Genomic DNA, 26,011 nt, shown 5'->3' on the forward strand with positions numbered 1-26,011 from the left:
CCCAGGGCGGCCCCGGCGCCCGCAGGGCCCGTCCGACGGCCCGCAGGGGCCGGCCGCACGGGCCCCGGGGTGCCGCGTCGCGCTCCCGGGCCGGAGCGCGACGGCTTCCCGGGTCAGAGGGTGACGATCTTCTTCGCGTCGGCGTAGTGGGCGCCGTGCGGGGTGACGATGCTCGCCACGACCTGGACCTTGTTTCCCTTGTGGAACGCGGAGCCGGGCTTCGGGTGCAGGGTCAGCCGCACCCGGTGCTGCCGCGCGTCGCAGACCAGCTTCTTGTTGGTCAGGGTCGCGGTGGCCACGGCCGGGCGGTGGCCCTTGGCCGGGTGCAGGCGCGTCGCGGTGGTCGCCACATGCACGTCGGAGCCGGGGTCGCAGGAATAGGCGAGGGCGGCGGTGATCACCGCGTGCCGGGTGTCCAGGGCGACCTTGCCCACGGTCATGGAATTGGCCTTGGCGGCGGCCGGGGACGCCAGGGCGCCGACGGTACCCGCGGCGAGCATCAGGGTGGCGACGGCGGTACCGGCGGCCCGGCGGTTCACAAGGGCTGGCTTCACGGGCGATGTCCTCTGCTGGGGTCGTGTGCGTCGGATACGTAGGCGTACGTCGTGCAGTGCCTGTCTCGTCTGCCTCTCGCTTGTCTTGATGTCACATGCCGCTGCCCGGTTGCGATCTGAGCCGGTCTCCTGACCGGGGCGGCCCCGGCGCGTGCCGCGACCGCCCCGCCCCGTCGGATCCGCGGACCGGGTCAGGCCCCCGGCGGCAGATACGCCGGCCGGCCGGAGCCCCGGGTCAGCCGGTAGCCGCCGATGCCCGCCAGGGCCGCGAGGACACCGCCCACGGCGGTCCAGATCCAGCGGTCCGACCACCAGCCCGACGACCAGCCGCCGTCCGGCGCGTCGCTCGCCGCGGGCTGCTGCGCCGCCGCGCTCCCGCTCGGCTTCGGGGTCGCCGAGGTGGCGCCCGGCACCAGAGGAGCGGACAGTTTGCCGTCCACCGCCTGGGCGCCGCCCGCGTCGGAGGCGGACGCCTCGACCTCGGCATGCACCGGCTGCCCCAGGTCCTCCTGAGACAGATCGACGACCGTCAGCCGGATGTAGTAGCTCCCCGGCAGCGGATCGTTCGCCCACTGCTCCGCCCAGCCGCGCACGGTACGCAGCGAGCAGGACAGCTCGACCGACGCGGCGTCCTTGGCCGCCGACTTGGTCTGCGCCCCGTACCGGCACGCCTGCCGGCGGCGCAGCCCGTCGTACACGTCCAGCTGCCAGGTCGTCGCGCCGTGCCGGGCGGACGGCGGCGGCAGCGTCACCTTCGCCTTGACCGTGGCGCGCGCTCCGGCGTCGACCGGCAGCACCCAGTAAAGGTAGTCGCCGGTGGAGGCGCCGGCGGTGGCCCGCTGGTCCATCCTGATCGGGGTCGCGGTACGGAAGGAGGTACCGGCCTCGGTGGGGGCGGTGTCCGCCCCCGCGCCGGCACTGGCACTCGGGCTCGGGCTGGCGGCGGCGGCCGTTCCCGCCGCACCGGCGAGCCCGGCACACGCCACCAGCGCGGCGGCGATCGTCGTCGTCAATCGGCGTACGCTTCGCATCAGTTGGTCCTCCAGACGGTGACGCGCCAACGGGAGATCCAGCCCCACAGCAGGCCGCCCACCAGTCCGGCGAGGACCAGCGCGCCCAGCAGCCACCAGCCCCGGCCGAGGCCGAAGGAGGCCGGGTCGGAGGCGTTGTGCGGCCCGTCCACCAGATCCACGGCCAGCTCGACCGGCATGCCCGGGTCGGTCTTGACCGAGGCGGGCGCCGAGAAGGAGTTGCTGACCTGGAGGCAGACGGTCTCCGCCGCGTCCTTGGCGGCGTCCGAAGAGCCGGCCGGGGGCTTGGCGTAGCGCAGCCCGGTCGAGATGGCGTCGGTACGTCCGTCGCCGGACTCGGAGCCGCGGACGATCTCCCGTCCGTGCACCGTCGAGGCCCGCAGCAGCACCCCGTAATCGTTGTTGACGGCACGGTCCGCCGCGACGCTCACCGACGCGCGCAGCTCCTGACCGGGCTTGACGTCGACCCGGTACCAGCGGTGCTCGGCGAACTTCTCGCGGTCGCCGTAGAGACCGGGCTTGAGCTGCGGGGCGCCGGCGCACTGCTGGGCGCCCTGGGTGGCGACCGGTGTCCGCACGGGATGCGCCGTACGGTTGACCAACTGGTGCACCCGGTCGCGGAGTTGGCCGCGGTGCTGCACCGAGGTGTAGGTGCCGCCGGTGGCTTCGGCGATACAGCTCAGCTGGCTGCGGGTCTTGGCGTCCGGCAGCAGCCCGAGCGTGTCGACGGTGAGATGGATGCCCTGGGCGGCGATGTCGCGCGCCACCTGGCACGGGTCCAACGGGGCGCAGGTGTCCTCGCCGTCGGTGATGAGGACGATCCTGCGCTGCCCGTCACCGCCCTGGAGGTCCTTGGCCGCGGCCTGGAGGGCGGGGCCGATCGGGGTCCAGCCGGTGGGGACGAGCGTGGCGACCGCGGTCTTGGCCTCGGTCCGGTTGATCGGGCCGACCGGGTAGAGCTGGCGGGTGTCCTTGCAGCCGACCTGCCGGTCCTCGCCCGGGTAGTTGGCGCCGAGGGTGCGTATGCCGAGCTGGACGCCCTCGGGGACGGCGTCCAGCACATCGTTGAACGCCTGCTTCGCCGCGGACATCCGGCTCTGCCCGTCGATGTCCCGGGTCCGCATCGAGCCGCTGACGTCGAGCGTCAGCTCGACCTTGGGGGCGGACTGCGCCGCGGGTTCGCCGGCGGCGGCCGGCGTGGGCGACAGCCCGACCGACAGCGCGGCCAGCAGCCCGCACACCCCGGCCGCGAGCCTTCGCCCGGTGATCCGTTTGGTGATCGTTCTGGAGATCATCGCCGGATCGTATGGAGAAATCGTCCCGACTCCAAAACGAGCTTGACGGAGGCCGCGATCCCAGTGGAGGAACGGGCGTACACAACTCCCCGGCCCCGTCGGCGAACCGCCGCTGCTCGCGCGACCACCATGTCCGGCGCCCGCGGGGGTGCGGCATGATGGGGCCGCGAACGGCCGCCGGGTGCCCGTCCGACGCTGCTCGCCCACCCGGCACGTGCCGCGCTCCGCCCCCCCAGCGCCGCACTGCTGTCACCCCGGATGCGCCACTCGACGAGGAGACCCATGAGCACGCCCCCCGGAGGTCACGGCGGCTACGGAAACCAGGGCAATCACGGCAACAACGGCATCAACGGCATCAACGGCATCAACGGTGGCTACGGAAACCAGGGTTACCAGGGCAACCAGGGCGGCTACGGAAACCAGGGCGGATACCCGCACCAGGGCGGCCACCCCGGCCACGGCAGTGTCCACGGCACTCCGGCCGGCCACCCCGGCTACGGCGCCCCCACGCCCCCCCGCGGCACCGGCGCCCGCCGAAATCCCCGCCAACCCCGGGTACCCGGCACACCCCGGAACTCCCGGCGCCCCCGGTGCTCCTGGACACCCGGTACCGACCCGGCCCGACAACCGCATCTCCCTCTCCGACCCGCCGCAACCGGTCCGGCCGAAGCCGCAGCCCGACCTCGGCCCGGCGCCGCGGCGTTCGCGGGTCGGACTCGTCGCGCAGTTCGTGCTCCAGTTCCTCTACATCCCGCTCTGGGCACTGATCGCGATCTGCCTGACCGTCCTGGCCATCGCGATCGACGCCGATTCCAACGCCAGTGTCGGCCCGCCGGCCATCGCCTTCGGCTTCGTGCGGGCCGGCATCTCCTGGCGGCGGCTGCGCGTCGAGTGGAGCGGCCGGCCCGAGGACTGGGAGCCGTTCACCGAACCGCTGCTCAAGGACCGCATCGGCAAGGGCGAGCGCAACAGCGGCTGGGGAGCCGCCGAGTTGCTCCCGAGCGGCGTCCGCCGGGCCACCGCAAGTATCGAGCTGCGCTACTTCCGCGGCCTGGGCCCGGGCCGCGTCGACCGGATGGCACAGCAGTACGGCTGGGCGGTCGACTGGGACAACTACCGGCCCGCGTCCGAGAACCTGCCCCTCTTCCGCATGATGCCGCCCCCGGAGCAGCACGGCGTCCCCGCCCCGAACAGCCCGTCGCCCGCGCCCGGCGCACCCTGGGGCCCGCTGCCCTGCCGGGTGCTGATGCCGCTGCTCACCTTCGTCTTCATGCCGCGGGTGCGCTCCCTGGAACTGCGCCGCAGCCCCGACGCCTACGTGGCTCATCTGAGGACGCACCTCGCCGAGAAGTTCCGCACCGAGCTGGCCAGGGACCCGAGCAAGGGGTACAAGGCCGACGAGTGGGGCCGGATCCTGCGCCGGGTCGGCGTCAACACCTGGCACTTCCGCGGCGCCGGCGCCCATGCCGTCCTCCGGGTGGCCGCCGAGCACGGCTGGCAGCTCGACCACTCCTACCCGGCCGACCCGGTCGGCGAGCTGCACCTGTGCCGACCGAACACGGTGTCCGGACAGGGCGGCTGACAGTCAGTCAGAATGCAAACAGGAAACACACGTCAGGGGAGGGGTCCGGTCCGTGGGGACCGGGCTCCGTCGCGTGCTTTCCGCGGCAGGCCGCCGCGGAAGACGTGAGGAACGTTGCAGGAAGCGGCGAGAACGCACCAGGACGCACCGGAGACAGCCGGAACAACGCACCGGAGTTCTACAGAATACGGAAGAGAACCGAAGAGAACCGAAGCGACCCCGGAAAACCGAAGCCACCGCGACACCAGGGAGACGGAGAAGATGGCGCCTACGCACCAGAATTTCGGCGACTACCAGAACGAGATCTACGCCAACGGCCTGCGCGGCGAACTGCCGCGGCTGCCGATGGCCTTCGCCGACCTGGAGGCGCGCGCCGAGTCCGCCCTGCCACCGTCCGTCTGGTCCTACGTGTCCGGCGGCGCCGGGGACGAAGGCACCCAGCGCGCCAACGTCAGCGCCTTCGCGCGCTGGGGGCTGATGCCGCGGATGATGGCCGGCGCCGCCCAACGCGACCTGAGCGTGGACCTGTTCGGGATGACCCTCCCGTCGCCGCTGCTGATGGCTCCCATCGGGGTGATCGGCCTGTGCACCCAGGACGGGCACGGCGATCTGGCCACCGCGCGGGCCGCGGCCCGTACCGGCGTACCGATGATCGCCTCGACGCTCTCCGCGGACCCGATGGAGCAGGTCGCCGCCGAGTACGGCGACACCCCCGGCTTCTTCCAGCTCTACACCCCCGCCGACCGGGAGCTCGCCGAGAGCTTCGTCCGGCGCGCCGAGGCCGCCGGGTTCAAGGGCATCGTCGTCACCCTGGACACCTGGACCCTCGGCTGGCGCCCGCGCGATCTGGCCACCGCCAACTTCCCCCAGCTGCGCGGCCACTGCCTGGCCAACTACACCTCGGACCCGGTCTTCCGCGCCCGGCTCCCCAAGTCGCCCGAAGGGGACCCCGGCGCCGCCGTCGGCCTGTACGCCGGCGTCTTCGGCAACCCGCTGACCTGGGACGACCTCCCCTGGCTGCGCTCCCTGACCGACCTGCCGCTGCTTCTCAAGGGCATCTGCCACCCCGAGGACGTACGCCGTGCCAGGGACGGCGGGGTGGACGGCATCTACTGCTCCAACCACGGCGGGCGCCAGGCCAACGGCGGTCTGCCCGCCCTCCACGCGCTGCCCGGCGTGGTGGCCGCCGCCGACGGCCTGCCGGTGCTGTTCGACTCCGGTGTCCGCACCGGCACCGACGTCGTCAAGGCGCTGGCCCTCGGCGCCACCGCGGTCGCCGTCGGGCGCCCGTACGCCTACGGCGCGGCCCTCGGCGGCGCCGACGGCATCGTCCACGTCCTGCGCTCGCTGCTGGCCGAGGCCGATCTCCTGATGGCCGTGGACGGCTACCCGACCCTCGCCGACCTGCGCCCGGACGCCCTGGTACGCGTCTGACCGGCGCCCCCCGCCGGGCTCGGCATCGGGCGAAGTCCCGGCGGGCGGGCGCACTCGGGCCAAGCCCCGGCGCGCGGGCGCACTCGGGCGTAAAGGCCGCCGGGAGGGGGAAGTGGTTAACGCGAACTGAGCGGGATGCGTCGTGTCCATTTCTAGGGGGTCTCTTGGCGGCTGCTGTGCCATTGTCTCCGGAACCGCTGTCTCTGGAGCCTCGCCTGGAGGAGCGTCTGGCGTCGCTGCTGCGGTCGGGGGCGCTGCTGCACACCCTCGTCGACGCGCTGGGCTCGCCGCTGAACGTGGTACTGCCGGACCAGATCGCCGAGAACGCCCGGCGGTTCCGCGCCGCGTACGGTACGCACCGGCTGGCCGGCCGGGTGTTCTTCGCGCACAAGGCGAACCGCTCCAGCGCGCTGGTACGGCGGCTCGCGGCGACGGACGCGGCCATCGACGTCGCCTCGCTGGGCGAGTTGCAGCATGCGCTGGGGGCCGGCTTCACCCCCGACCGCATCATGGCGACCGGACCCAAGAACCCGGAGTTCCGGTGGCTCGCCGCCCGCACCGGCGTCACCGTCAACGTCGACTCGTACGGTGAGCTGGAGGAGCTCGCCACCCTGGTCGGTGACCGCCAACTCCCCCGAATACGCGTGGTGTTACGGCTCTCCGCCTTCGACGGGCCCGGCGTCCGGATGCGTACCCGGCCCAGCCGCTTCGGCTCCCCGGCGGGAGAGCTGGAGCATCTGCTGAAGGCGGTCGAGCGGCACGGGGACGCGGTCGAACTGGTCGGTGTCGGCTACCACCTGGACACCACCAGCCTGGAGGAGAAGGCCCGCGCCCTCGAAGGATGCATCCGGGCCCTGGACGCCTGCCGCAGCCGCGGGCTGCGGCCCCGCGCGGTGGACATCGGCGGCGGCTTCGGCGTCGACTACCTCGCCCACGGCGAGCAGTGGGAGCGCTACACCTCTGCGCTGACCGCCGCCGTACTGGGCCGGCGGCCCGCCATCACCTGGCGCGGACACGGCTACGGGCTCCGCAACGACGCGGGCACCCTGCGCGGCTCGCTCGCCCTCTACCCGGCCCACCGCCCGGTCGCCGGCGCACGCTACCTCGACGAGCTGCTGTCCCTGCCCGCCCCCTCCTTCGGCGGCCGGCCGCTCGCCACCCTGCTGCTGGAGAACCTCTACGACCTGTACACGGAGCCGGGGCGCGCCCTGGTGGACCAGTGCGGGCTGGTGCTGGCCAGGGTGCTGGAGGCGCGCCGTACGGACAGCGGCGACCACCTGGTCCGCCTGGCGATGAAGGCCGATGACGCGGGACTGGAGGAGCACGGGGTGCTGATGGATCCCGTACTCCTCGCCCGGGACGGGACCCGCGCCGCCGGTGGCGGTGAGCCGGTGGGCGTCTATCTGGCGGGCAGCCTCTGCCTGGAGGCCGATCTGATCACCCGTCGGATGGTCTTCCTGCCGTGGCTGCCCCGGCCCGGCGAGCTGTTGGGCTTCGCCAACACCGCGGGCTACTGCATGGATTTCCAGACCAGCGGTGCGCAGCACCAGCCCGTCGCGCGCAAGGTCGCCGCCTGGCAGGCGGAGGGTTCCTGGCACTGGTGCCTCGACGAGCAGTACTGGCCGATCACACGTCCGGGGGGAGAGTCATGAGGTACGACAGCATCACCGAGGCCATCGGGAACACCCCGCTGGTCCGCATCGATCCGGCCGTGCACGGCCTGCGCCACATCGACCTGTACGCCAAGCTGGAACTGCTCAACCCCTTCGGCTCGGTCAAGGACCGCGCCGCGTGGAACATGGCCCGCGCCGGGCTGGCCGACGCCGTGGCGCACGGCAGCCAGGTCGTGGAACTCTCCAGCGGCAACACCGCGAAGGCGCTCGCCGTGATCGCGGGCATGCACGGACTCTCCTTCAAGAGCGTGACGAACCGGATGCGGATACCGGAGATCAAGGATCTGCTCCTGCTGCTGGGCGCCGAGATCGAGGAGCTTCCCGGGCAGAGCGAATGCCTGGACCCGACCAACACCGACGACCCCCTCACCCTCTTCCACCGGGAGCTGTCCGAGCCCGGTCACAGCTATCTCCACACCGACCAGTACTTCAACGACCGCAACACCGAGGCGCACACGACGGGCACCGGCCCGGAGATCGTCAAGGACCTGGACGGGCGGGCACCGGACTGGTTCATCGCCTGTGTCGGCACCGCGGGCTCGTCGACCGGGGTGGCGAGGGTGCTGCGGGAGCACGATCCGCACGTCAGGGTCGTCGGCCTGGTCGCCGGCAAGGCCGACTTCATCCCCGGCATCCGCACCCTCGACGAGGTCCACGAGGTCGGTCTCTTCGCCCCGGAGACCTACGACACCATGGAGTCGGTCAGCTCCGACGAGGCCATCGAGGGAATGCTGACCCTGGCCCGCCGCTGCGGCATCCTGGCGGGGCCCACCGGCGGGGCGGCGTATTACGGGACGGTGCGCCATCTCCGGGCGTGGGACGACGAATTGACGGCAAGCCAGGACGGTGCGGCGGCGAACGGTCCGCGCAAGTCGGCAGTCTTCATCGTCTGCGACCGCATCGAGAGCTATCTCGGATACACCCGGCAGCGCCGCCCCGATCTGTTCCGCCTGCCGCCCCGCAGGAACGCGGTGGCCGATCTGACCACCGCCGAGATCGCCGCGGCCGGCGCCATCGACACCCACGACGCCCAGAAGTGGATCGTGCAGGACCGTCCGCTGGTGGTGGACCTGCGCAGCCCGTTCGCGTACGCCGCGCTGCACATCGAGGGGTCGATCAACATCGTGGACGAACTCTTCGAGGAACTGGTGCGGGGCGGGCTGCCGTTCGGCAAGCAGCAGCCGGTGCTGCTGGTCTGTCCGGTCGGCGAGCAGTCGGCCCGCTATGCCGCGCTGCTGTCGCGCATGGGCCATCCCGACGTCCGCAGTCTCAGCGGCGGCGTCATCGCCTGGCGGGACGCCGGCGCTCCGCTGGTGCGGGACTGACCGGTATGGCCCCGATTGCGGCGCGTGACCACAGTGCGGCGCTGTTCGCGGAGTTCGGCCCGTGGCAGCGCGCGCTGCGTGACCAGTTCCCGATCATCACCGGCAATCCGGAGCTGGCGTACCTGGACAGCGCGGCGACGTCGCAGAAGCCGCAGGCCGTACTGGACGCGGTACAGGCCCAGTTGACCACCGCCAACGCCAACGCGGGCCGCGGCTCCTACCCGTGGGCCAATGCCACCACGGCGCTGGTGGCCGACACCCGCGACCGGATCAGGACCTTCCTCGACGACCCGGATCCGGCCCGCTCCGCCGTCCACTTCACCGGCGGGACGACCGAAGCGCTGCGGGTCCTCGCCCAGGACTGGCTGCCCGAACTGCTCCGTGACGGGGACGAGATCGTGGTCCCGTTCGCCGATCACGAGGCCAATCTGTCGCCGTGGCTGGAGGCGCGGGACCGGCTGGCCCGGCAGGGCGTGCGGATCCGGGTGCGGGAGATGCCGTACCAGACGTCGTCAGGAGACTACGACCCGGCGGCGCTCGCCGAGTTGACCGGGCCGCGCACCCGGTTCGTCGCCGCCACGCATGTGCACCACGTCTACGGCGGGAACATGAACGTCCACCTGATCCGGCGGGCGGTGGGGCCGGATGTGCCGATCTGCCTGGACGCCGCGCAGAGCATCGGCCATCTGCCGGTCTCGGTCGCCGAACTCGACGTCGATTTCGTGGCGTTCTCCGGGCACAAGGCCCTGGCGCTGCCCGGCTCCGGTGCCCTGTGGGCACGGCAGGCCCGCGGGCCGGAGTTCGTCCCCGGCGGATGGCGCGGCAGTCCCAACACGACCGGCGTCGCGAGCCTGGCGGCGGCACTGGACTGGCTGGAGGCCGCGGGCACCGACCGGATCGCGCGCTGGACGGTCGCCCTCGCGGCCCGGCTGTCCGACGGGCTGCGGCAGCTGGACGCATACGAGATCCTCGGCTGCCAGCGCAGTCTGCCGGTCGACTCACCCGTCCAGCAGCGCTGCGGCATCGTCACCCTCCGGCACCGCGACATCGGCGCGCGCGACCTGGGCTTCATCCTCTTCAGCCACGGCTTCATGGTGCGGACGGACGGGCACTGCCAGGGGAGGGCGGGGGAGCGGTCGAGCTCGGTGCGGGTGAGCCTGCATGTCTACAACACCCCGGAGGAAATCGACCGGTTGCTCGCCGTCCTCGTCTCCCTGGCGTGAGCGCTGCCCCTCGGGGGTGGCTGCCCCTCGGGGGTGAAAGACACCCCTTATGGCTAATGGAAACCGTTTCCACCTGTAGCCTCGTGGTGGACTGATTATCGCGGGTGTGCAACGGCAGAGGTGGCGCGACCAGATGGGGCTGAGCATGGCGGCTGCGGAACTGTGGGTGGAGCGCTGGGAGCGTCAGCAGCGGCGCTATGCCATCGACCGCGAGGAGCGGTTCACGGTCATCGCCGATGTGGTCGAGTATGTGACGCAGGGTCAGAAAAGGCCGCTGGTCGTCGATCTGGGCTGCGGCCCCGGATCGCTCGCCGCCCGGCTCGCCGAACGGCTGCCCCGCGCCGAGGTGGTGGCGGTCGACATGGACCCGCTGCTGTTGGAACTCGCCCGCACCCACCACTCCTCGGCCGCGCGGTACGTGGACACCGTCATCGGCGAGGACGGCTGGACCGAGGCCCTGGCGCTGGGCCGCGCGCTGGACGTCGCCGTCTCCACCACCGCACTGCACTACCTCCCCGAAGCCGCCCTCCGGCGCACCTACACCCAGCTCGCCGCCCTGCTGCGGCCCGGCGGTGCCCTGATCAACGGCGACCACCTTCCGCAGCGCGACGCCGTCGCCGCCGGGCTCGCCACCCATGTCGGGCACCGCCGCGCCGAACGGCAGCAGGCGTACGCCAACGAGGACTGGGAGTCCTGGTGGACGGCGGTGGCGGACGAGCCGGAGCTGGCCGAACCGCTCGCCGAACGCAGCCGCCGGCAGCGCACGCCCGGTGACGGCGACAGCGACGGCTACGGTGCCGGCAACGGCCTGTCCGTGTCCGACCACACCGCCCTGCTCCTCCAGGCCGGCTTCGCACACGTCGTACCGGTCTGGCAGTTCGGCGACAGCTACGTCCTGGTGGCGATCCGTTAGGGATCGCTCCACGGGGCGGGCCCGGGCTCAGGCGGCGTCCGGGAGCGTCTCCTTCGGGGAGTCCTTGCCGCTGACCGCCAGGTAGCCGACGAGCGCCGCGATGGGCACCGTCAGCGCCAGCGTGACCGGCCCGGTACCCCAGTCGAGGCCGCCGCGGCCGGCCGAGACGCCCATCCAGTCGGCGAAGGAGGCGCCGAGCGGGCGGGTGAGGATGTACGCGCCCCAGAAGGCGGCGACCGCGTTGAGCCCGAGGAACCGGCCGGACAGTGCGGGCACGAGGATCAGCACGCCGAAGACGATGCCGGCGGGGAGGTACCCGAGGTTCAGGGTGCCGGCCAGCAGGTCGCCGACCGCGGTGCCGAGGGCGAACGTGGCGAGCACGGTGGCCCAGTAGAAGGTCTCGCGGCGGCGGGTGCGGATGCTGTGGATGGACAGCGTGCCCTCGGAGCGGTACCAGGCGAACAGGATGACGGCCAGCGCGACGGAGAAGGCGGCGGTGGAGACGGCGTAGGGGACGCCGGCGATGACATGGACGACGTCGGCGGCCATGGTGCCGAAGACGCTGACCATGACGATCGCGGACCAGTAGATCCCGGCCCGGTAGCGCCGGGTCCGGAACTGCGCCACCAGCAGCAGGGCGAAACCGGTGAATCCGAGCGCACCGGCGGGTATCGGGCCCAGCGTCCGGCCCAGGTAGTCCGAGGCGGTCTCACCCATACCGGTGGTGAGGATCTTCACCACCCAGAACAGCGCCGTGACTTCGGGTACTTTGCTCCAGCCCGCCCCGGGCCCCGCGGCCCCATGGTGCCGCTGCCGTTCCGCCGGCGCCGCCACCGTCGTGCTGCTCGGCTGCCCCATCGTCATGTTCCGCCCTTCCGGCGCGATGCGCCGTTTCGCGACCTGCGATCGTCTACAGGACTGTAGACGATCGCAGGTCGGGTGTGCGCACCCCCTGGGGCGCAACGGCGCATCCCCTCCGGGGCCGGGGCCGGCGAATGATCGATCAACCGGCCGATGAACCCCGGGGGAACTCTTGGCATCTAGGAAGGCGGAAGGATGTTCGGAGGCGTTGCGCCTGCCTAGCATGTGCGGCGAGAACAGATCCCTTCCCTTGCGCGACCCCAGGAGGCCCGGAGTGCCACGACCCAGCCCTGCCCGGCTGCGGTCGCCTCGTATCTGGGGTGCCGGAAGCGTACTGCTCGCGGGCGGCGTGGTGGCCGTGCTGGTGCTGACCGGCGGCCCGGACGCCGCCGAGGAGGGGGCGACGGCGGCCGACGGGCTCCCGCACACCGGCATCGAGGTCTCCCCGAGCGGCTGCGGCCACGGCTGGCAGCACCCCCGCCCCGGAACCCAGGTCTTCGACCTCCACAACACCTCCGGCAACGCGGCCGAGGTCTACCTCAAGGCCGTCGACACCGGGGCGGTCTACGGCGAGGTGGAGGGCATCGGGCCCGGCACCACGCGCCAGCTGCGGGTCCGGCTCGGCCAGGGCTCGTACGCCTTCATGTGCCTGCCGGACGACGCCGACGCGGTCACCGGGCCCACCGTGCGGATCACCGGCGGCGGGCGCAGCGGCCCGGCCGCCGCCCCGATCACCCAGCACGACCTGATCGGCCCGTCGATCGACTACCAGAGGTGGGTCGCCGGCGGACTCGACGACCTCGTCCGGCAGACCGACGCCCTCCGCGACGCCGTCACCGGCGGCGATCCGGCGGCGGCCCGCGACGCCTGGCTGCCCGCCCATCTCACCTACGAGCGGCTGGGCGCCGCCTACGGGGCGTTCGGCGACGCGGACAAGAAGATCAACGGGACCACCGCGGGCCTGGCGGGCGGTGTGCACGACCCGGAGTTCACCGGATTCCACCGCGTCGAGTACGGCCTGTGGCACGGCGAGTCAGCCGACGCCCTGCGCGCCCCGGCCACCGCGCTCGCCGACGCGGTCACCGCGCTGCGGGACGACTGGGCCCAGGCCCGGATGGACCCGGCCGCGCTCGGCCTGCGGGCGCACGAAATCCTGGAGAACACGGTGCAGTTCGAGCTGACCGGCCGCACCGACTACGGCAGCGGCAGCAACCTCGCCACCGCCCGCGCCAACCTCGACGGCACCCGCGCGGTACTCGCCCGGCTGCGACCCCTGCTCGCCACCAGGCTCCCCGAACTCCCGCAACTGGACCGTGAGTTGGACCGCACCCAGCAACTGCTGGACGGCTTCCGCACGGACGGCCGGTGGACACCGCTCGGTGAGCTGGACCGAAGCCGCCGGCAGCAGACCAACGCGGTGCTGGGGAACCTGGTGGAGCGGCTGGCATCGGTGGCCACCCTGTGCGATCCGCGCAGAACGGTCTGAGGCGGCGCTACAGATGGAGAACGGGACAGGTGGAGAGAAGAACGGTGGGTTTCGGTGAGCGGTGACATGAGCGGGGTCGGCCGACGGGGATTCCTGCGCGGCGCGGCGCTCGCCGGCGCCGGACTCGCGGCCGGCGCCGCCGCCCCCGCCTCGCCGCAGAACGGCGGGCAACTCCCGGTGCCCGGACCGCAGTTGACGAACGGTTCGCCGGCCGCCGTCGCCTTCCACGGACCGCACCAGGGCGCCGTTCTCGCCCCGCCCCGCCGGGTCACCGCGTTCCTCGCCTTCGACGTCACCGCCGCGGACCGCCAGGGGCTCGCCGACCTGCTGCGGACCGTCACCGAACGGGCCCGCTTCCTGGCCGGCGGCGGCGTCCCGGAGCCCGTCGGCATCACCGGCCCGCCCGCCGACTCCGGCATCCTGGGCCCCCGGCTGCCCTCCGGCGCGCTCGCCGTCACCGTCGGCGTCGGTGCCTCCCTCTTCGACGACCGTTTCGGGTTGCACGGCCGGGCGCCCCGCCGTCTCGCCCCGATGCCGGCCTTCCCCGACGACGACCTCCAGGCCGACTGGTGCCACGGCGACCTCAGCCTCCAGCTCTGTGCGGACGACACCGACACGGTGCTGCACGCACTGCGCGACATCGCCCGGCACACCCGCGGCGGGATGCAGGTCCGCTGGCGCCTGGACGGCTTCGCCAACCCGCCCCGCCCGACCGGCACCCCCCGCAACCTCCTGGGCTTCAAGGACGGCACCGGCAACCCGGACACCGGATCGGCCCGCGAGATGGACCGCCTGGTGTGGGTCGGCAAGGGGCAGGGCGAGCCGGACTGGGCGGCCGGCGGCAGCTACCAGGTCGTCCGCCTGATCCGTATGCTCGTCGAGTTCTGGGACCGGGTCTCGCTGACCGAACAGGAGCGGATGTTCGGCCGCGCCCGCGAGACGGGCGCGCCCCTCGACGGCGACCACGAGCACGACACGCCGAACTACCCCGGCGACCCCAAGGGCGACATCATCCCCCTGGACAGCCACATCCGGGTGGCCAACCCACGGACCGCCGCCACCGCCGACCAGCGCATCCTGCGCCGCGCCTACAACTACGACCGCGGGATGGACGGCAACGGCAACCTCGACATGGGCCTGCTCTTCTGCTGCTACCAGCAGGACCTGGCCCGCCAGTTCGAGACGGTCCAGCACCGGCTGGCCGGCGAGCCGCTGACGGACTACATAAAACCGTTCGGCGGCGGCTACTTCTTCGCGCTGCCGGGCGTCCGCGACACCGCCGACTGGTACGGCCGGGCGCTCCTCGCGGCGTAATCGTGGCGTGCGTCGCCTGGCAGGACGGGCCTTGCTCGCGTAGTACTGGGATACGAGCCGCTCCGTGGCCCCAAAGGTCAACAGAGGGTCAAGGTTTGGCCTGGGATACCTGACTCGGTGTTCACTTTCGCGCCATCATGGCTCTGCCCCGCCGCCGTCCGTCCGGCAGAGCATCCGGACGTACGGACCAACTCGATCCGCCCGGAGGAATAACCAGCATGACCAGTAGGGGAAGCAGAGCAGCGATACGGACCCTGGGAGCCCTCACGGGTGCCGTGGCCCTCGCCGCCGTGGGTGGGGGAGCCCCCGCACTGGCCGCCGGTCAGCCGCACGGCGGCGCCTCCGGCACCGCCACCCCGATCAAACACGTGGTGGTCCTCTTCGACGAGAACATCTCGTTCGACCACTACTTCGCGACCTACCCGCAGGCCGCGAACACCGACGGAACCAAGTTCACCCCGTCGCCCAGGACCCCCCGGGACATCGACAACCTGCGCACCGCCGGGCTGCTCAAGCACAACCCCAACCAGTACGCCCCCAAGCGGCTCACCCCGAAGCAGGCCATGACCTGCGACCAGAACCACGACTACGGGCCCGAGCAGTACGCGTACAACGGCGGCAAGGCCGACAAGTTCGTCCAGAACACCGACTCGGGCAAGTGCTCCGGCGGCCTCTTCGGCGAGCCCGGACTGGTGATGGACTACTACGACGGCAACACCGTCACCGGGCTGTGGAACTACGCCCAGCACTACTCCCTCAACGACCGCTCCTTCGGGTCGGTCTACGGACCGTCGACCCCCGGTGCCATCAACCTCGTCTCCGGCCAGACCCACGGTGTGATCTCCATGGATCCGGCCTCCGGCACCGAGAACCCCAAGCAGACCGCCAAGCCGGACAAGGAAGCGGTCCAGTCGCCCGACGTCAAGGGCGTCGGCACGATGGTCAACGACCCGGACCCGGCCTACGACGACTGCTCCGGCAAGGACCGCAAGAGCAAGAACGCGGTCGCCTCGATGCAGGGCCGCAACATCGGTGACATCCTCAACTCCCGCAAGGTCAGCTGGGGTTGGTTCCAGGGCGGCTTCCGGCCGAGCACCGCGTGGGACGGTCAGCAGGGCCACTACGCCAAGTGCAGCGGCACCACCCACACCAACGTCGGGGGCGCGCCGGTCGTCGACTACAGCCCGCACCACTCGCCGTTCCAGTACTACAAGTCGACCTCCAACCCGCACCACCTGCCGCCGAAGAGCGTCAACGAGATCGGCCACGCCGGCCAGGCCAACCACAACTACGACCTCAGCGACTTCGACGCGGCGCTGCGTGCGGGCAAGCTGCCGGCTGTCAGCTTCCTCAAGGCCGGCGCCTACCAGGACGGCCACGCGGGCTACTCCGACCCGATCGACGAGCAGCACTTCCTCGTCAACCAGATCAACCGCATCGAGCAGTCGCCGCAGTGGAAGGACACCGCCGTGGTCGTCGCCTACGACGACTCCGACGGCTGGTACGACCACGTCTACGCCAAGCCCCGCAACGGCTCCAAGGACACCTCCACCGGCTCCAACGGCAAGGCCACCGACAGCCCGGCCTGCCAGTCCGGCCCCGCCGCCGCGGGCGGCTACGCGGACCGCTGCGGCCCCGGCACCCGCCAGCCGCTGCTGGTGATCTCGCCGTACAGCAAGACCAACAAGATCGACCACACCGCCACCGAGCAGACCTCGATCATCAGGTTCATCGAGGACAACTGGCACACCGGCCGCATCGGTGACGCCTCGTTCGACGCCCGCGCCGGCTCGCTGAACGGCATGTTCGACTTCCGGCACCCCAACAACAAGCAGGTGCTGCTCAACGCCGACGGCTCGGTCAAGTCCGTCGGCCCGATCCGCCCCGTGGCGCCCGTGAACACCTCCATCGACCCGGGCCCCGCGATGCAGGACACCGCCTCGGCCAGTGACGCGTCCGGCTTCCCCGTCGTGCCCGTCGGCATCGCGGCGGCGGTGCTCGCGGCAGGCGCGACCGGAACGGTCTTCGCCCTCCGGCGCCGCAAGGAGCAGGGCGCGGCCTGACGCCCGCTCCACCGGCCCGCAGCCCGGCCGGATCGCCGCCCCGAGCGGTGATCCGGCCGGGCGTCGCTGCTTTCCGCCGCTTCGCCCGCTGCCCTCGCCCGCCGGGACCGCCGGCGGGCGAGCCTCACGCCCGCTCCGCCAGCAGCAGATTCGCGGCGAACCCCAGGAACGCCACACCGCTCAGCTGCTCCATCCGGCGCCGGAAGGACGGCCGCCGGACCCGCTCACCGAGGGCCGACGCGGCGTGGGACACCACCCAGTACCACAGCGCCAGTTCGGCCACATCGACCGCGGTGAGCAGCAGCGTGGAGCCGAAGACCGATGCGCCGTGCGGAATGAACTGCGGAATCAGACTCATGTAGAAGATGCCCGCCTTCGGATTGAGCAGGTTGGTGGCGACCCCGGCACGGAAGGCGGCCCGCCGTCCGCGCCGGGGCGATCCGTCGGTGGACCCGTCCTCCGCCACCGCGGCCACGACCGCGTCGGCACCGCCGTCCGCCGCCCCCTCGCCGTCCTCCGCCGTCTTGCCGGCGAACCGCCGCCGGGACGTCCAGAGGGCCGAAACCCCCAGCCATGCCAGGTAGATGGCGCCGCCGATCCGCAGGGTGTCGAAGGCGAGCCGGGAGGCGGTCAGCAGCGCCGTCAGCCCGACGGCGGTCGCCGCGCCCCAGGCCAGGCAGCCGGTGAGGATGCCGAGCGCGGCGGCCCGGCCGCCGGTCCGGCCATGGGCGACGGAGGTCCGGAGGACGAGCATGGTGTCCAACCCGGGCGTGACGTTGATGAGCGCGGCGACGCCGGCGAACCACAAGAGCGAAGTGAGCATGCCAAGAGCCTAGGAGAACCATGGCCCGCGGTCGTCCCCCTTCCGACCGACCCGGGTAGGGTCGCGCGGTCAGGGGAGGAGCCGGACGGAAGGGCGCTGTCGTGATCTGGATGGGTTTGGCCTGCCTGGTGGTGGCGGTGTGCTGCGCGTACCTGGTGCGCGTCGCGAACACCCGGGCCCGCGCGATGGAGAGCACCGAGACGCTTCCGGTCCAGGACCTGCGGGCCATGCACGAGGCGGCGGTCCGGGCCGCGGGGGAGGGGCACTTCCGCTACCGATGCGAGGTGGTCGGCCAGGCCCGGCCGCACGAGAACGGCGTACTCCGCTCCGAACTGGAAAACCTGGAGTGCGTCTGGCACAAGCACAAGATCACCCGCAGGTACGAGGAGACCTACCGGGACGGCAACGGCAACCGCAGGCGCCGGACCAGCACCGAGGTGGTCTCCCAACACTCCAGCTCCACCGCGTTCTTGGTGGCGGACGCCACCGGCATGATGGTCGTCCGCCCCGGCAACGAGAGCGTCATCGGCGCGGAGAAGGTCCTGGACCGCTTCGACCCGCACACCGACAACGGCAACCGCCTCGAACTCGGCCCGCTGCGCCTGAACCTCGGCGGCGGCGACGGGACCATCGGCTACCGGCGCGAGGAGTGGATCGTCCGCCCCGGCAGCCACTTCTACGTGCACGGCGAGGCCGGCGACGCCGGCGGCGTGCTCGCGATGGCCGCCCCCGCCGAGGGCGGAGTCTTCGTCATGTCCGTCAAGACCGAGGAGGAACTCCTCCGCGGCGAGAACAACAAGGTCCTCGGCTACGGCATCGGCACCGGACTCGCCGCGATCGCCGGGGTCGTCTTCCTCGTACTCGCCGCTCTCCGCTGACCCCCGCACACACCATGGGCCGTCTCCAACTCCGCCCCCTCTTCCCCCTCTTCCCCCTCTTCCTCTTCTTCCCCGCTCTTCACAACTCCTTGGCCGGCCAGTCCAGCAGCCGGGCACCGATCACCGCCGTGTGATGAACTGGCGTCGCGCGGCATCCTCTTGGCGTACCGCGAGGTGCTGCGCCCGCTCATACCCGCCGGCCGGTGCGTCGACGGCCTGCGCAACCACGGCCAGCACGCTGTCGGCCGACGCCGAGGCGGTCCGCGGCCACGCGGTCCGGGTCACCGCGAGGTGCGCATTGACCAGGGCACGCAGGCTGTGCCCCGCCTCGGCGCCCCGTTCCCCCGCGGCGCGCCGCGACTGGAGCTCATCGCGGTTCAGTCGCCGCCCGGTCTGTGCGACATCGGTGAGAACTCCCGCATACCCCTCCAGAAACCCCTCGGGCAGCTCTCGCCCCGTCACGCCGTCCCTCACCCCTTCATGTGTTTTCCTGACGCTTTCCTCACGTACGGGGGGTGCGGGCAGTCCAGGCGAGCGGTCGGCCCCTGCCGCCCGGCCGGCCCTCTGGACTGCCGGGTCGACCCGGCGGCGATGCTTCCCGCCCTCGGGCCGCAGACCTGCAAGGACGGTCCGACACGTCTGCAGCGCTCCCGCCCGAGCGTCGCGTTCCCGCCCGGCATCCGGTCCGCCGACGGCCGTCCGCTTCCGGCGCGCCGGCGAAGGGTGCGTCCGGTCGCCCTCGGTGATGACCGGGTGCACCGAGTGAGCGCACCGGCGAGGCCGTATACGCCTTGAGCCCGGCAAGAACGCGCTCCGGGCGATGATCCCGTCCCCATGACGGACGTTGGCATGAGAGGCGGGCCCGCGTGGCACTCGCGGGCCCGCCTCGGGCCGTGCACCGGGTCCGTGGACCCGACACAACACTCAGTCGTTGTCAGCTGTCGGTCGGCTGCGCCGGCAGCGGATCAGGTCACTACCGGACGATGACGACGACGTTGTCACTGCGGCCCCAACGGCCCCAACGACCCCAACCGCGGAAGCCGCCGCCCCAACCCCAGTCATCCCAGTCACCCCAGTCACCCCAGCCTCCGCGATCGACCTTGCGGAGTCGGGGGAAGAGTGCCTTGAAGGTCATCTTCGCCTCCTGTGCATCGAGCTTCGCCGCGGCTTCCCCGGATCGTGCTCTGGTGGCGATTCGGCGCGCCCGTCGGGGCGTTCCTGAGATTCGTTCCGGTGGAACGATCCCGCCGCGACGCTATCGACCCTACGTCGCTCCAGTAGCGCTAACAAGGATTTTATGTGAAAATTCAGGCAAAAGGGATGATTGCTATGGGTAGTTGGATGCTCGCTCATGGTTGGTGCGGTGGCCCCGGAGGCGACTGCCGCCCCTGCTCTGCCATGAAGCGTGCACGTCAGGGGCGGCATCGGGGGCGGCAACTGCTCTGCGGGCGAGGCTAGTCGGCGACCTCGATCCGGCCGTTCGCCGCTGTCGCCGCTGTCGCCGCTGTCGCCGCTGTCGCGCGGGCCGGGTCCTCGGCCTCCTTGACCTGGGCGATCCGCCGGGCCTCGGCCTCCTGCTCGGCCTGGTAGCGGGCGGCGTCCGCGGGCTTGCGGACCTTGGTGTCCAGCTCGCGGTCGGTCGGCGCCGCCTGCCGCTCGGCCACCTTCTCCTGCTCGGACGGGACCTCCTGCCGGCGTGCGGCCTCGGCGAGCGGGCCCGCCGTATTCGCCCGGGCGGCAGCGGTCTCGGTCTTTACGTTCCCTTGACGTCGCGGCGGATTGCTCAGGTCTCTTCGCTTCCCCTCTTGACTCTGGCCAAATCGGGAGGAAACTGGTTATTACACCAGACAACCGGAGAGCCGCACCGTCGACAAAGACGTTTGTTGGCAGGAGACCCTTGACGTGGCTCTGGCTAGGCCCCCGGAAGCCCCGCGATGCCGGAGCCTCAGCGACGACTGAGGCAGATGGCGACGACGCGGACTCCCGGGGACTGAATTGTGTCCGCGGGTATCGTGTGGAGCCCCTCCCGCACGCAGGGCGCCGGCTCCGCCCGCCCCGGCCGGAGGCCGTCCGGCTGCCCCGCCGGACCGAGGGACACCGCCAGGTCGGACATGTCCGCCTCGATCCAGCTGTGGACCAGGACATGGTCCCCGTCGCCGCCCCCGTGCATGATCACGACCGCGAGCCCGAACGACCTCCGCGCCGGTCCCAGTGCCAGATGCCCGCCCACGATCCGCAGCGCCGCCGCCGCGTCGCGCTCCGACACCACCCGTCCCGGCGCCACCAGTGCGTACACACCATCACCGCATCTCGGCCGGCCTCACGAACCCCCAACGCCCGTGCTGTACGCGCATGATGACCGTCACTCAGCGCCAGCAGCGCAGCCCCGTCGGCCGCCCCCGGAAGCCCTCCGGAAGCCCCTCCGGACGCCCCTTTTCCGCACCTTCGCTCGTCGTCACCATCCCGCCGTCATGCAGCGCCTGCCGCTTCCTGTGGGGTTTCCCGGCGGAGCCGCCTCGGAGTCGGTTCTCCTCGCCACCGGACCGTGCTCGGTGCCCGGTGATACCCACGAACCAGTCGTTGGCACGTGGGGGGTGCGCGTAGGGCGCCGGGGTGGCGGCGCCGATCGTCTCCGCCGGTCTGTGCCACCCGGTCTTACGGGCCGAACGGGGCGCACGGCCCGTAAGCCACCGCGGTGCTGGAGCTGGTTCTGGTGGGGACGTCAGCCGGCCGTCCGCGTGCCGCACTGCTCTTTGGTCTTGACCACGGTGAGCGTGATCTTCTGATGCTCCAGTCGGGCCCCGGGAGCCGGCTGCTGGTCGCAGACCTTCCAACTGCCGGGCCACAGGACGTGGCGGCCCGTGCCCCGGCCGTCCTTCAGCTGGACATGCGTGCTGTAGTTGAGGGCTTGGTAGGCGGAGACCAGGCCCCTGCCGCTCACGTTCGGCATGGTGCCGTCGTCGGCGTGGGCCGGGGCGGCCAGGGCCAGCGCGGACAGCGGGAGGGCGGCGAGGGCCAGCGCTGCGCTGGTGACGGTCTTCTTCAGGGGCTTGTTCACGGGGATTCCTTCGTGGCTGCCCGGGGCTTGAGGCCGGGGAGAGAACGGGTTTCTGCGGAGCAGGGTAGGGAACGACGGCTCGCCGCCGGGCGATTCGCCGTCGGGCATCCGGGCGGTGTTCAGCGCCGCGGCCCTGTCGTACGGATCGCCCAGGAGTCCGGCGAGAGGCAGCACGGTGAGGGGCCGGCAGCCCGGCCCCTCACGTGCGCCGGTCGGTGGTCAGGGTGTTCCGTTGCCCCCCTTGCCCTCCCGGTCGGTGCCTGTTGCCGGTGCGCCTGCGTCCACCGGGGTGGCGGCGGACGGCCGGTCGGAGCGGCAGCGGCTCTTCTCGGCCGCGGTGAACGGACCGGTGCGCTGGTAGATGCGGTCGGGAACCAACGCCGACGGCCCGTCGGCGACGACGTGCAGGCGGATCTGTTTGTCAGGGGCCTCGCCCTCGCCGATGAACCAGCCGTCGACGCGCTGGCGTCCGGCCTGGCCCTCGATCCACGACGCCTCGCCGGCCTCGATGGTCTCGTGGATCCTGCGGTCCGTGACGGTGTCCCAACGCCACGGCTCGGGTGAGCTCTTGGCGAAGCCCCTGAGGAACTGCTGGTGGAGGTTGTCCTTGGAGTTGGGCAGCCGGTCGATGTCCGCGCTCTGGCTCAGGCTGTCGTAGGAGCCGCCCGTGAAGCGGACCGGGCGGTCGTGACTGACGGTGTTGCGCGTGCAGTTGAGATACGACTCGCCGACCACGCGCGCCTTGTCGTAGTAGGTGTAGGAGTAGGGCGTATCGACCGTGAAGGTGCAGTTGTTGCGGCTGCCGGCGCAGTGGTCGGCGGCCTTTCTGGCGTCGATGCGCTCATTGCCTTCGAAGGCTTCCGCGGTGGGCAGCGCGTTCTTGTCGATGGACTTGTCGACCGGGGGCGGTACGTCGGTGGCGCGCACCTTGGCGAGGAGCGGGCCGCAGTCCCAGGATCCCTTCGTCTGAGCGGAGGCGAAGGTGATCAGCGGTTCGTTCTCGTCGGCGGTGAAGGTGTAGGTGCGGTCGCGGTGCCAGTCGGTGCTGCCCGGGTCGGTGGTGAAGGTCTGCCGGGTGCCGCCGGAGCCTTGCAGGGTGTACGGCTGGCCGCCGGCGATCTGATCCTTGGAACAGGCGCTCTTGAGCCCGCCGGTGCTGTCGTCGAAGGTGACGGTCACCTGCGCACCGGCCCGTACGCCGCGCAGGCGTTGGCTCACGCTCTGGTCCGTGGTGCGTTTGTTGCGCAGCAGGAGGGCGGCGAGGCCGTCGGGGTGGTTGGCGTCGGCGGGCAGCAGACGGAACGGGTACTGCACGGTCCAGCCGGTGAGCTTGTCGCCGCTGCCGCTGGCCGTGAAGTTCGGCGCGGTGAAGTCACCGTTGATGACCGGCACTTGGCGGGCGGTGACCGCGGATGCCTGCGGTGCGAGGGCCGGCCCGGCCAGCAGGGTGCCGGCCAGGGCGGCGAGTGCGGTGGCGGTACGTGCCGGATGGCGCCGGTGGGGGGATCGACCGGTTCGGGTCACGGGCTTGTGTGGGCCTTTCGTGCGAGGTCGGCGGGGAGCGGGGCCAGGCCGGAGGCGGTGCCGCGGACCGGGGCGGTGCCGCGGTGCCGTGACACCGCCGCGCGGCCGGTGCCCGGGGCCTCAGGGGCGCAGTTGGTTGCAGGTGGCGCCGGGTGTGGTGTCGGTCCGGGCGATGAAGGAGCTGGTGTTGATCGAGGACGGGGCGTCGACGATGACGTTGGTGATCCGCTGGCCGTTGTTGGTCGTCAGGATGCCGAAGATGCGCTCCATCGCGGCGTTGGCGGCGAAGACCAGGGTGTCTCCGCTCTTGACCTCCATCCGGTACATGGTGGATTCGGTGTGGGTGGTGGTCCAGGTGCGCTGGTATTGGGCCTTGAAGGCGCCGGAGAAGGTGGCCTTGAGGCCCACCTCGCCGCCGACCTTGCCGCTGCCGTTCGCGCCCACCTTGGCACCGGCCTCGGCCATCGGCCCCTTGTCCATGACGGGGGTCTTGGCGGTCACGTTGCCTTCGCCGTTGACGCCCGCAGACACCTCCCCGGAGGCGTTGATGTGGCCCTCCAGGGCGATGGAGCCGGTGATCTCACCGCCGAGGTTGTCCTGGCTGCCGGTCTGGAGCTGGACGGTGCGTTCCACGATGATTGGTTTGTTGGTGCAGTTGATGACCGCGTTGCCCAGGGACTTCACCACGCTGGTGAACTGCACAGGGAAGGCGCGGGTCATCTTGAAGTCGCAGCCCTTGGGATTCTTGTTGCAGTAGCGCAGCACCGGAGCCACCGACGCCATCGGCCTGTTGTTCTTGTCGTACGCGCGTGCCTGGGGAATGGCGGGAGGGGCCCCGGGCAACGGGGTGGTCGGGCCCTGGGCCTCCTGTGCGGGATCGGCTGCCGGCTCAGCGGACCGGGGGTGGGGCTGGGGCAGTGGCTCGGCGGCCACCGAGCCGGCTGCCGGGAGGAGCGTGGCCAGTGCCAGCGCGGTCGCCGGCAGGAGGCGGGAGCGTCGGATCCGACGGCCGCCGGAGGTGCGGGAGCATCGGCTCATGGTGTGGTCGCTCACTTGGCCATCGACTCGCACATGTCGGCGAGGGACTCTTCGCCGTCGTGGTGGTCCACCGTCGCCCCCGGCAGCATGCTCGCGAAGTTGTCGCAGGTGCTGCCCACCGCGGCGCCGGCGTCGTTCTGCGCCTCGGGGTGGAAGCCGTCCAGCTTCTTCTGGGTGTCCGCCATCCCCTGCTTCTGCTCCGCTCCGTCGCCGGCCAGCTTTCCCATGCACTCCTTGGACTCCGGCTTGCACTCCGCGACCTGGTCCTTGGCCTTGGAGATGTCCTGCTTGGCCGCCTCGGAGTCCTTGGACACCTGGTCCCGCCCGGAGTCGACCTGCTTCTCCTCCTGCCCGCGCTTGTTCTCCTCCTGGCACTGCTTGTCGTTCTCGTCGCACGGGGGCTCGGGCGCGGCCACGGGAGCGGAAACGGCGTGCGGCGCGGGCAGCGGGGCGGCGGTGGCGGCGGGCGCGCCGCAGAGGGCGGCGGCACAGACGGCGGCGGCGAGGGCGAGTGCGGTGCGGGTTCGGGTGGTACGACGGTTCATCGGTGGTTCCCTTCATGACGTGTGTCGATCGAGGTGGTGGGCACGGCGGCGCCGGGCGTGGCGCTCGGGCGCCGCCGGTGCCCGACGGCTCAGTAGGCGAAGCTGAAGGATGCGTTGCGGCCCGTGGCCAGGTGGGTCACCTCGCTGTGGGCGGGCAGCACGGCGACCGGCTGCTCGGCCCGGTCCGCGGCCGCCGCATTGCCGTTGCCCAACTGGCCGTTGGCATTTGCGCCCCAGGAAACGACCGACTGGTCGTCGCGTAGGGCAAGAGTGTGGTCGCGCCCGGGGGCCAGTTCCCGCACGCCGGTCAGCCCGTCGATGGCTACAGCGGCGGTGCGGTTGGTCTTGGTGCCTTCTCCCAGCTGGCCCGCGGCGTTCCAGCCCCATGCCTTGACGCTGCCGTCCTCGAGGACCGCGAAGGTGTCGTGCGGACCGCCGTAGAGTTTGGCGACGCCCTCAAGGTGCGGTACGTCGACGGGCGAGGTGCTGTTGACGGTGCTGTCATTGCCCAGTTCGCCGTTGCCGTTGTAGCCCCAGCTCTTGACCTTGTGGTCGCTGGTGAGGACGACCGCGTGAAGTGTCCCCGCGGCGAGCGCGGTCACCCCCTGGAGTCCGGGGACCTGCTGCGGGGTGTTGCGGTCGGTGGTGTTCCCGTTGCCCAGCTGGCCTTGGGCGTTTGCGCCCCATGCCCAGACGGTGCCGTCCTGGCGGAGCGCCAGGCTGGTACGGCAGCCGGCGGCGATGGCCTTGACCTTGTCCAGGCCCTGTACGGCGACCGGCCTGGGGACCCCGGTGTTCTTGGCGCTGTTCGTGCCGTCGCCCAACTGCCCGAACTCGTTGTAGCCCCAGGCCCATACCCGCCCGTTCTTCAGAGCCAGGGCGTGGTGGCAGCCCACGGCGATCGACCGAATGCCGTCCAGTCCCGCGACGGCGGCCGGGAAGGAGCGGGCCGTGGTGGTTCCATTACCGAGTTGGCCGAAGGTGTTGTCGCCCCAGGACTTGACCGTGCCGTTCTTCAGCAAGGCCACAGCGAACGGGCCCGTGGTCGTGTTGCCGCCCGCCTCCAGCGACTTCACGTCCTCGCGTGCCAGTCCCTGGACAGGGCCCGGTGTCTGTTGCGCCACGGTGGAACCGTTGCCGAGCTCACCGGAGGCGTTCTGGCCCCAGCTGTAGACCCAGGGATCGGGCGATGCGGTACCGGCCGTGGCCGGTGCGGCCGTCCCGGCGATCACGGCCAGTGCCGCGGTGGCCGCGACCGCGCCGCACACCCCGCGCAGCCGGCGCCGGGTACGTCGGGCTGTCTGCATCTTCTGCATTCAGGCATGCCTTTCACAGGTGGTGGCGCGGAGGCAGGCTCCAGCGCCGTACGAAAGATGAGGTGAGGTCCTGCG

General features: G+C 71.7%; 22 protein-coding genes and 2 pseudogenes. 10 read left to right on the forward strand and 14 right to left on the reverse strand.

The window, feature by feature from the left end:
• Positions 1–113 precede the first annotated feature (113 nt).
• From IEZ17_RS19325 to IEZ17_RS19335, 3 genes are all read right to left on the reverse strand, one after another.
• Positions 114–554, reverse strand: coding sequence for a hypothetical protein (locus IEZ17_RS19325; RefSeq protein ID WP_189301768.1), 441 nt, complete (start codon positions 552–554; stop codon positions 114–116).
• 191 nt (positions 555–745) lie between these two features.
• Complete coding sequence (locus tag IEZ17_RS19330) at positions 746–1,585, reverse strand: hypothetical protein (protein ID WP_189301770.1); 840 nt, start codon at positions 1,583–1,585, stop codon at positions 746–748.
• A complete protein-coding gene (locus tag IEZ17_RS19335) occupies positions 1,585–2,880 on the reverse strand; it encodes a VWA domain-containing protein (protein ID WP_189301772.1) in 1,296 nt (431 codons plus the stop codon). The genes IEZ17_RS19330 and IEZ17_RS19335 overlap by 1 nt, the downstream gene beginning before the upstream one ends.
• Before the next feature lie 463 nt (positions 2,881–3,343).
• On the opposite strand from IEZ17_RS19335, the gene IEZ17_RS19340 reads away from it, so the two are divergent.
• The 6 genes from IEZ17_RS19340 (at position 3,344) to IEZ17_RS19365 (ending at position 11,030) form a co-directional block, all read left to right on the forward strand.
• Entirely contained in the window at positions 3,344–4,462 is a 1,119-nt protein-coding gene (locus IEZ17_RS19340) for a hypothetical protein (protein WP_189301774.1), read from the forward strand.
• A gap of 261 nt (positions 4,463–4,723) precedes the next feature.
• A complete protein-coding gene (locus tag IEZ17_RS19345) occupies positions 4,724–5,896 on the forward strand; it encodes an alpha-hydroxy-acid oxidizing protein (protein ID WP_189301776.1) in 1,173 nt (390 codons plus the stop codon).
• Between the two features lie 176 nt (positions 5,897–6,072).
• Positions 6,073–7,548, forward strand: coding sequence for a Y4yA family PLP-dependent enzyme (locus tag IEZ17_RS19350; protein WP_189301778.1), 1,476 nt, complete (start codon positions 6,073–6,075; stop codon positions 7,546–7,548).
• The gene (locus tag IEZ17_RS19355) at positions 7,545–8,894 is read left to right on the forward strand and encodes a pyridoxal-phosphate dependent enzyme (RefSeq protein WP_189301780.1); all 1,350 of its coding nucleotides are present in this window, start codon (positions 7,545–7,547) and stop codon (positions 8,892–8,894) included. Before IEZ17_RS19350 ends, IEZ17_RS19355 begins: the two co-directional genes overlap by 4 nt.
• 5 nt (positions 8,895–8,899) lie before the next feature.
• Positions 8,900–10,117, forward strand: a complete 1,218-nt coding sequence (locus tag IEZ17_RS19360) for an aminotransferase class V-fold PLP-dependent enzyme (RefSeq protein ID WP_189301782.1) — start codon at positions 8,900–8,902, stop codon at positions 10,115–10,117.
• A gap of 133 nt (positions 10,118–10,250) precedes the next feature.
• A complete protein-coding gene (locus tag IEZ17_RS19365) occupies positions 10,251–11,030 on the forward strand; it encodes a class I SAM-dependent methyltransferase (RefSeq protein WP_189301784.1) in 780 nt (259 codons plus the stop codon).
• Positions 11,031–11,057: 27 nt separating this feature from the next.
• Here IEZ17_RS19365 and IEZ17_RS19370 read toward each other — a convergent pair whose 3' ends face one another.
• Positions 11,058–11,894, reverse strand: coding sequence for a COG4705 family protein (locus IEZ17_RS19370; RefSeq protein WP_189301786.1), 837 nt, complete (start codon positions 11,892–11,894; stop codon positions 11,058–11,060).
• Positions 11,895–12,114: 220 nt separating this feature from the next.
• On the opposite strand from IEZ17_RS19370, the gene IEZ17_RS19375 reads away from it, so the two are divergent.
• From IEZ17_RS19375 to IEZ17_RS19385, 3 genes are all read left to right on the forward strand, one after another.
• Positions 12,115–13,377 (forward strand): EfeM/EfeO family lipoprotein, encoded by a 1,263-nt coding sequence (locus IEZ17_RS19375; RefSeq protein WP_189301976.1) that lies wholly within the window; start codon positions 12,115–12,117, stop codon positions 13,375–13,377.
• A gap of 66 nt (positions 13,378–13,443) precedes the next feature.
• Positions 13,444–14,691, forward strand: a complete 1,248-nt coding sequence (efeB, locus tag IEZ17_RS19380) for an iron uptake transporter deferrochelatase/peroxidase subunit (RefSeq protein ID WP_189301977.1) — start codon at positions 13,444–13,446, stop codon at positions 14,689–14,691.
• 218 nt (positions 14,692–14,909) lie between these two features.
• The gene (locus tag IEZ17_RS19385; protein WP_189301789.1) at positions 14,910–16,754 is read left to right on the forward strand and encodes a phospholipase C; all 1,845 of its coding nucleotides are present in this window, start codon (positions 14,910–14,912) and stop codon (positions 16,752–16,754) included.
• Positions 16,755–16,878: 124 nt separating this feature from the next.
• Here IEZ17_RS19385 and IEZ17_RS19390 read toward each other — a convergent pair whose 3' ends face one another.
• Positions 16,879–17,577: a LysE family translocator gene (locus IEZ17_RS19390; protein WP_189301790.1), complete on the reverse strand. Its 699-nt coding sequence runs from the start codon at positions 17,575–17,577 to the stop codon at positions 16,879–16,881.
• Between the two features lie 110 nt (positions 17,578–17,687).
• Between IEZ17_RS19390 and IEZ17_RS43880 the strand changes: the two genes are divergently transcribed.
• Positions 17,688–18,455, forward strand: a complete 768-nt coding sequence (locus IEZ17_RS43880; RefSeq protein WP_268249833.1) for a GIDE domain-containing protein — start codon at positions 17,688–17,690, stop codon at positions 18,453–18,455.
• 132 nt (positions 18,456–18,587) lie between these two features.
• Here the strand turns inward: IEZ17_RS43880 and IEZ17_RS19400 are convergent.
• From IEZ17_RS19400 to IEZ17_RS19440, 9 genes and pseudogenes are all read right to left on the reverse strand, one after another.
• A pseudogene (locus IEZ17_RS19400) lies at positions 18,588–18,917 on the reverse strand (PucR family transcriptional regulator); the annotation flags it as partial.
• A 511-nt stretch (positions 18,918–19,428) separates the two neighbouring features.
• Positions 19,429–19,590 carry a hypothetical protein gene (locus IEZ17_RS19405; protein WP_189301794.1) on the reverse strand — a complete coding sequence of 54 codons (162 nt, stop codon included), beginning with the start codon at positions 19,588–19,590 and terminating at the stop codon, positions 19,429–19,431.
• Between the two features lie 370 nt (positions 19,591–19,960).
• Positions 19,961–20,209, reverse strand: a pseudogene (locus IEZ17_RS19410) (flotillin family protein); the annotation flags it as partial.
• 191 nt (positions 20,210–20,400) lie between these two features.
• Positions 20,401–20,751 (reverse strand): hypothetical protein, encoded by a 351-nt coding sequence (locus tag IEZ17_RS19415; protein ID WP_189301796.1) that lies wholly within the window; start codon positions 20,749–20,751, stop codon positions 20,401–20,403.
• 426 nt (positions 20,752–21,177) lie between these two features.
• Positions 21,178–21,513 (reverse strand): PASTA domain-containing protein, encoded by a 336-nt coding sequence (locus IEZ17_RS19420; protein ID WP_229852394.1) that lies wholly within the window; start codon positions 21,511–21,513, stop codon positions 21,178–21,180.
• Positions 21,514–21,732: 219 nt separating this feature from the next.
• A complete protein-coding gene (locus IEZ17_RS19425; RefSeq protein ID WP_189301798.1) occupies positions 21,733–23,037 on the reverse strand; it encodes a hypothetical protein in 1,305 nt (434 codons plus the stop codon).
• A 120-nt stretch (positions 23,038–23,157) separates the two neighbouring features.
• Complete coding sequence (locus tag IEZ17_RS19430; RefSeq protein WP_189301800.1) at positions 23,158–24,075, reverse strand: hypothetical protein; 918 nt, start codon at positions 24,073–24,075, stop codon at positions 23,158–23,160.
• 11 nt (positions 24,076–24,086) lie between these two features.
• Complete coding sequence (locus IEZ17_RS19435) at positions 24,087–24,620, reverse strand: hypothetical protein (protein ID WP_189301802.1); 534 nt, start codon at positions 24,618–24,620, stop codon at positions 24,087–24,089.
• Positions 24,621–24,709: 89 nt separating this feature from the next.
• On the reverse strand, positions 24,710–25,927 hold the full coding sequence (locus IEZ17_RS19440; RefSeq protein ID WP_189301804.1) for an RCC1 domain-containing protein: 1,218 nt from the start codon (positions 25,925–25,927) through the stop codon (positions 24,710–24,712).
• Positions 25,928–26,011: the final 84 nt, after the last annotated feature.

Origin of the sequence: Streptomyces albospinus (genome assembly GCF_014648695.1) — a bacterium.
Taxonomy (GTDB): Bacteria; Actinomycetota; Actinomycetes; order Streptomycetales; family Streptomycetaceae; genus Streptomyces; species Streptomyces albospinus.

What these genes read in the sequence shown, in the direction of transcription:
- IEZ17_RS19330 (WP_189301770.1), bottom strand. Translation starts at nt 1,585, where the DNA reads ATGCGAAGCGTACGCCGATTGACGACGACGATCGCCGCCGCGCTGGTG.
- IEZ17_RS19335 (WP_189301772.1), bottom strand. Translation starts at nt 2,880, where the DNA reads ATGATCTCCAGAACGATCACCAAACGGATCACCGGGCGAAGGCTCGCG.
- IEZ17_RS19345 (WP_189301776.1), top strand. Translation starts at nt 4,724, where the DNA reads ATGGCGCCTACGCACCAGAATTTCGGCGACTACCAGAACGAGATCTAC.
- IEZ17_RS19355 (WP_189301780.1), top strand. Translation starts at nt 7,545, where the DNA reads ATGAGGTACGACAGCATCACCGAGGCCATCGGGAACACCCCGCTGGTC.
- IEZ17_RS19360 (WP_189301782.1), top strand. Translation starts at nt 8,900, where the DNA reads ATGGCCCCGATTGCGGCGCGTGACCACAGTGCGGCGCTGTTCGCGGAG.
- IEZ17_RS19365 (WP_189301784.1), top strand. Translation starts at nt 10,251, where the DNA reads ATGGGGCTGAGCATGGCGGCTGCGGAACTGTGGGTGGAGCGCTGGGAG.
- IEZ17_RS19370 (WP_189301786.1), bottom strand. Translation starts at nt 11,894, where the DNA reads ATGACGATGGGGCAGCCGAGCAGCACGACGGTGGCGGCGCCGGCGGAA.
- IEZ17_RS19375 (WP_189301976.1), top strand. Translation starts at nt 12,115, where the DNA reads ATGTGCGGCGAGAACAGATCCCTTCCCTTGCGCGACCCCAGGAGGCCC.
- efeB (WP_189301977.1), top strand. Translation starts at nt 13,444, where the DNA reads ATGAGCGGGGTCGGCCGACGGGGATTCCTGCGCGGCGCGGCGCTCGCC.
- IEZ17_RS19385 (WP_189301789.1), top strand. Translation starts at nt 14,910, where the DNA reads ATGACCAGTAGGGGAAGCAGAGCAGCGATACGGACCCTGGGAGCCCTC.
- IEZ17_RS19390 (WP_189301790.1), bottom strand. Translation starts at nt 17,577, where the DNA reads ATGCTCACTTCGCTCTTGTGGTTCGCCGGCGTCGCCGCGCTCATCAAC.
- IEZ17_RS43880 (WP_268249833.1), top strand. Translation starts at nt 17,688, where the DNA reads ATGGGTTTGGCCTGCCTGGTGGTGGCGGTGTGCTGCGCGTACCTGGTG.
- IEZ17_RS19405 (WP_189301794.1), bottom strand. Translation starts at nt 19,590, where the DNA reads ATGACCTTCAAGGCACTCTTCCCCCGACTCCGCAAGGTCGATCGCGGA.
- IEZ17_RS19430 (WP_189301800.1), bottom strand. Translation starts at nt 24,075, where the DNA reads ATGAGCCGATGCTCCCGCACCTCCGGCGGCCGTCGGATCCGACGCTCC.
- IEZ17_RS19435 (WP_189301802.1), bottom strand. Translation starts at nt 24,620, where the DNA reads ATGAACCGTCGTACCACCCGAACCCGCACCGCACTCGCCCTCGCCGCC.
- IEZ17_RS19440 (WP_189301804.1), bottom strand. Translation starts at nt 25,927, where the DNA reads ATGCAGACAGCCCGACGTACCCGGCGCCGGCTGCGCGGGGTGTGCGGC.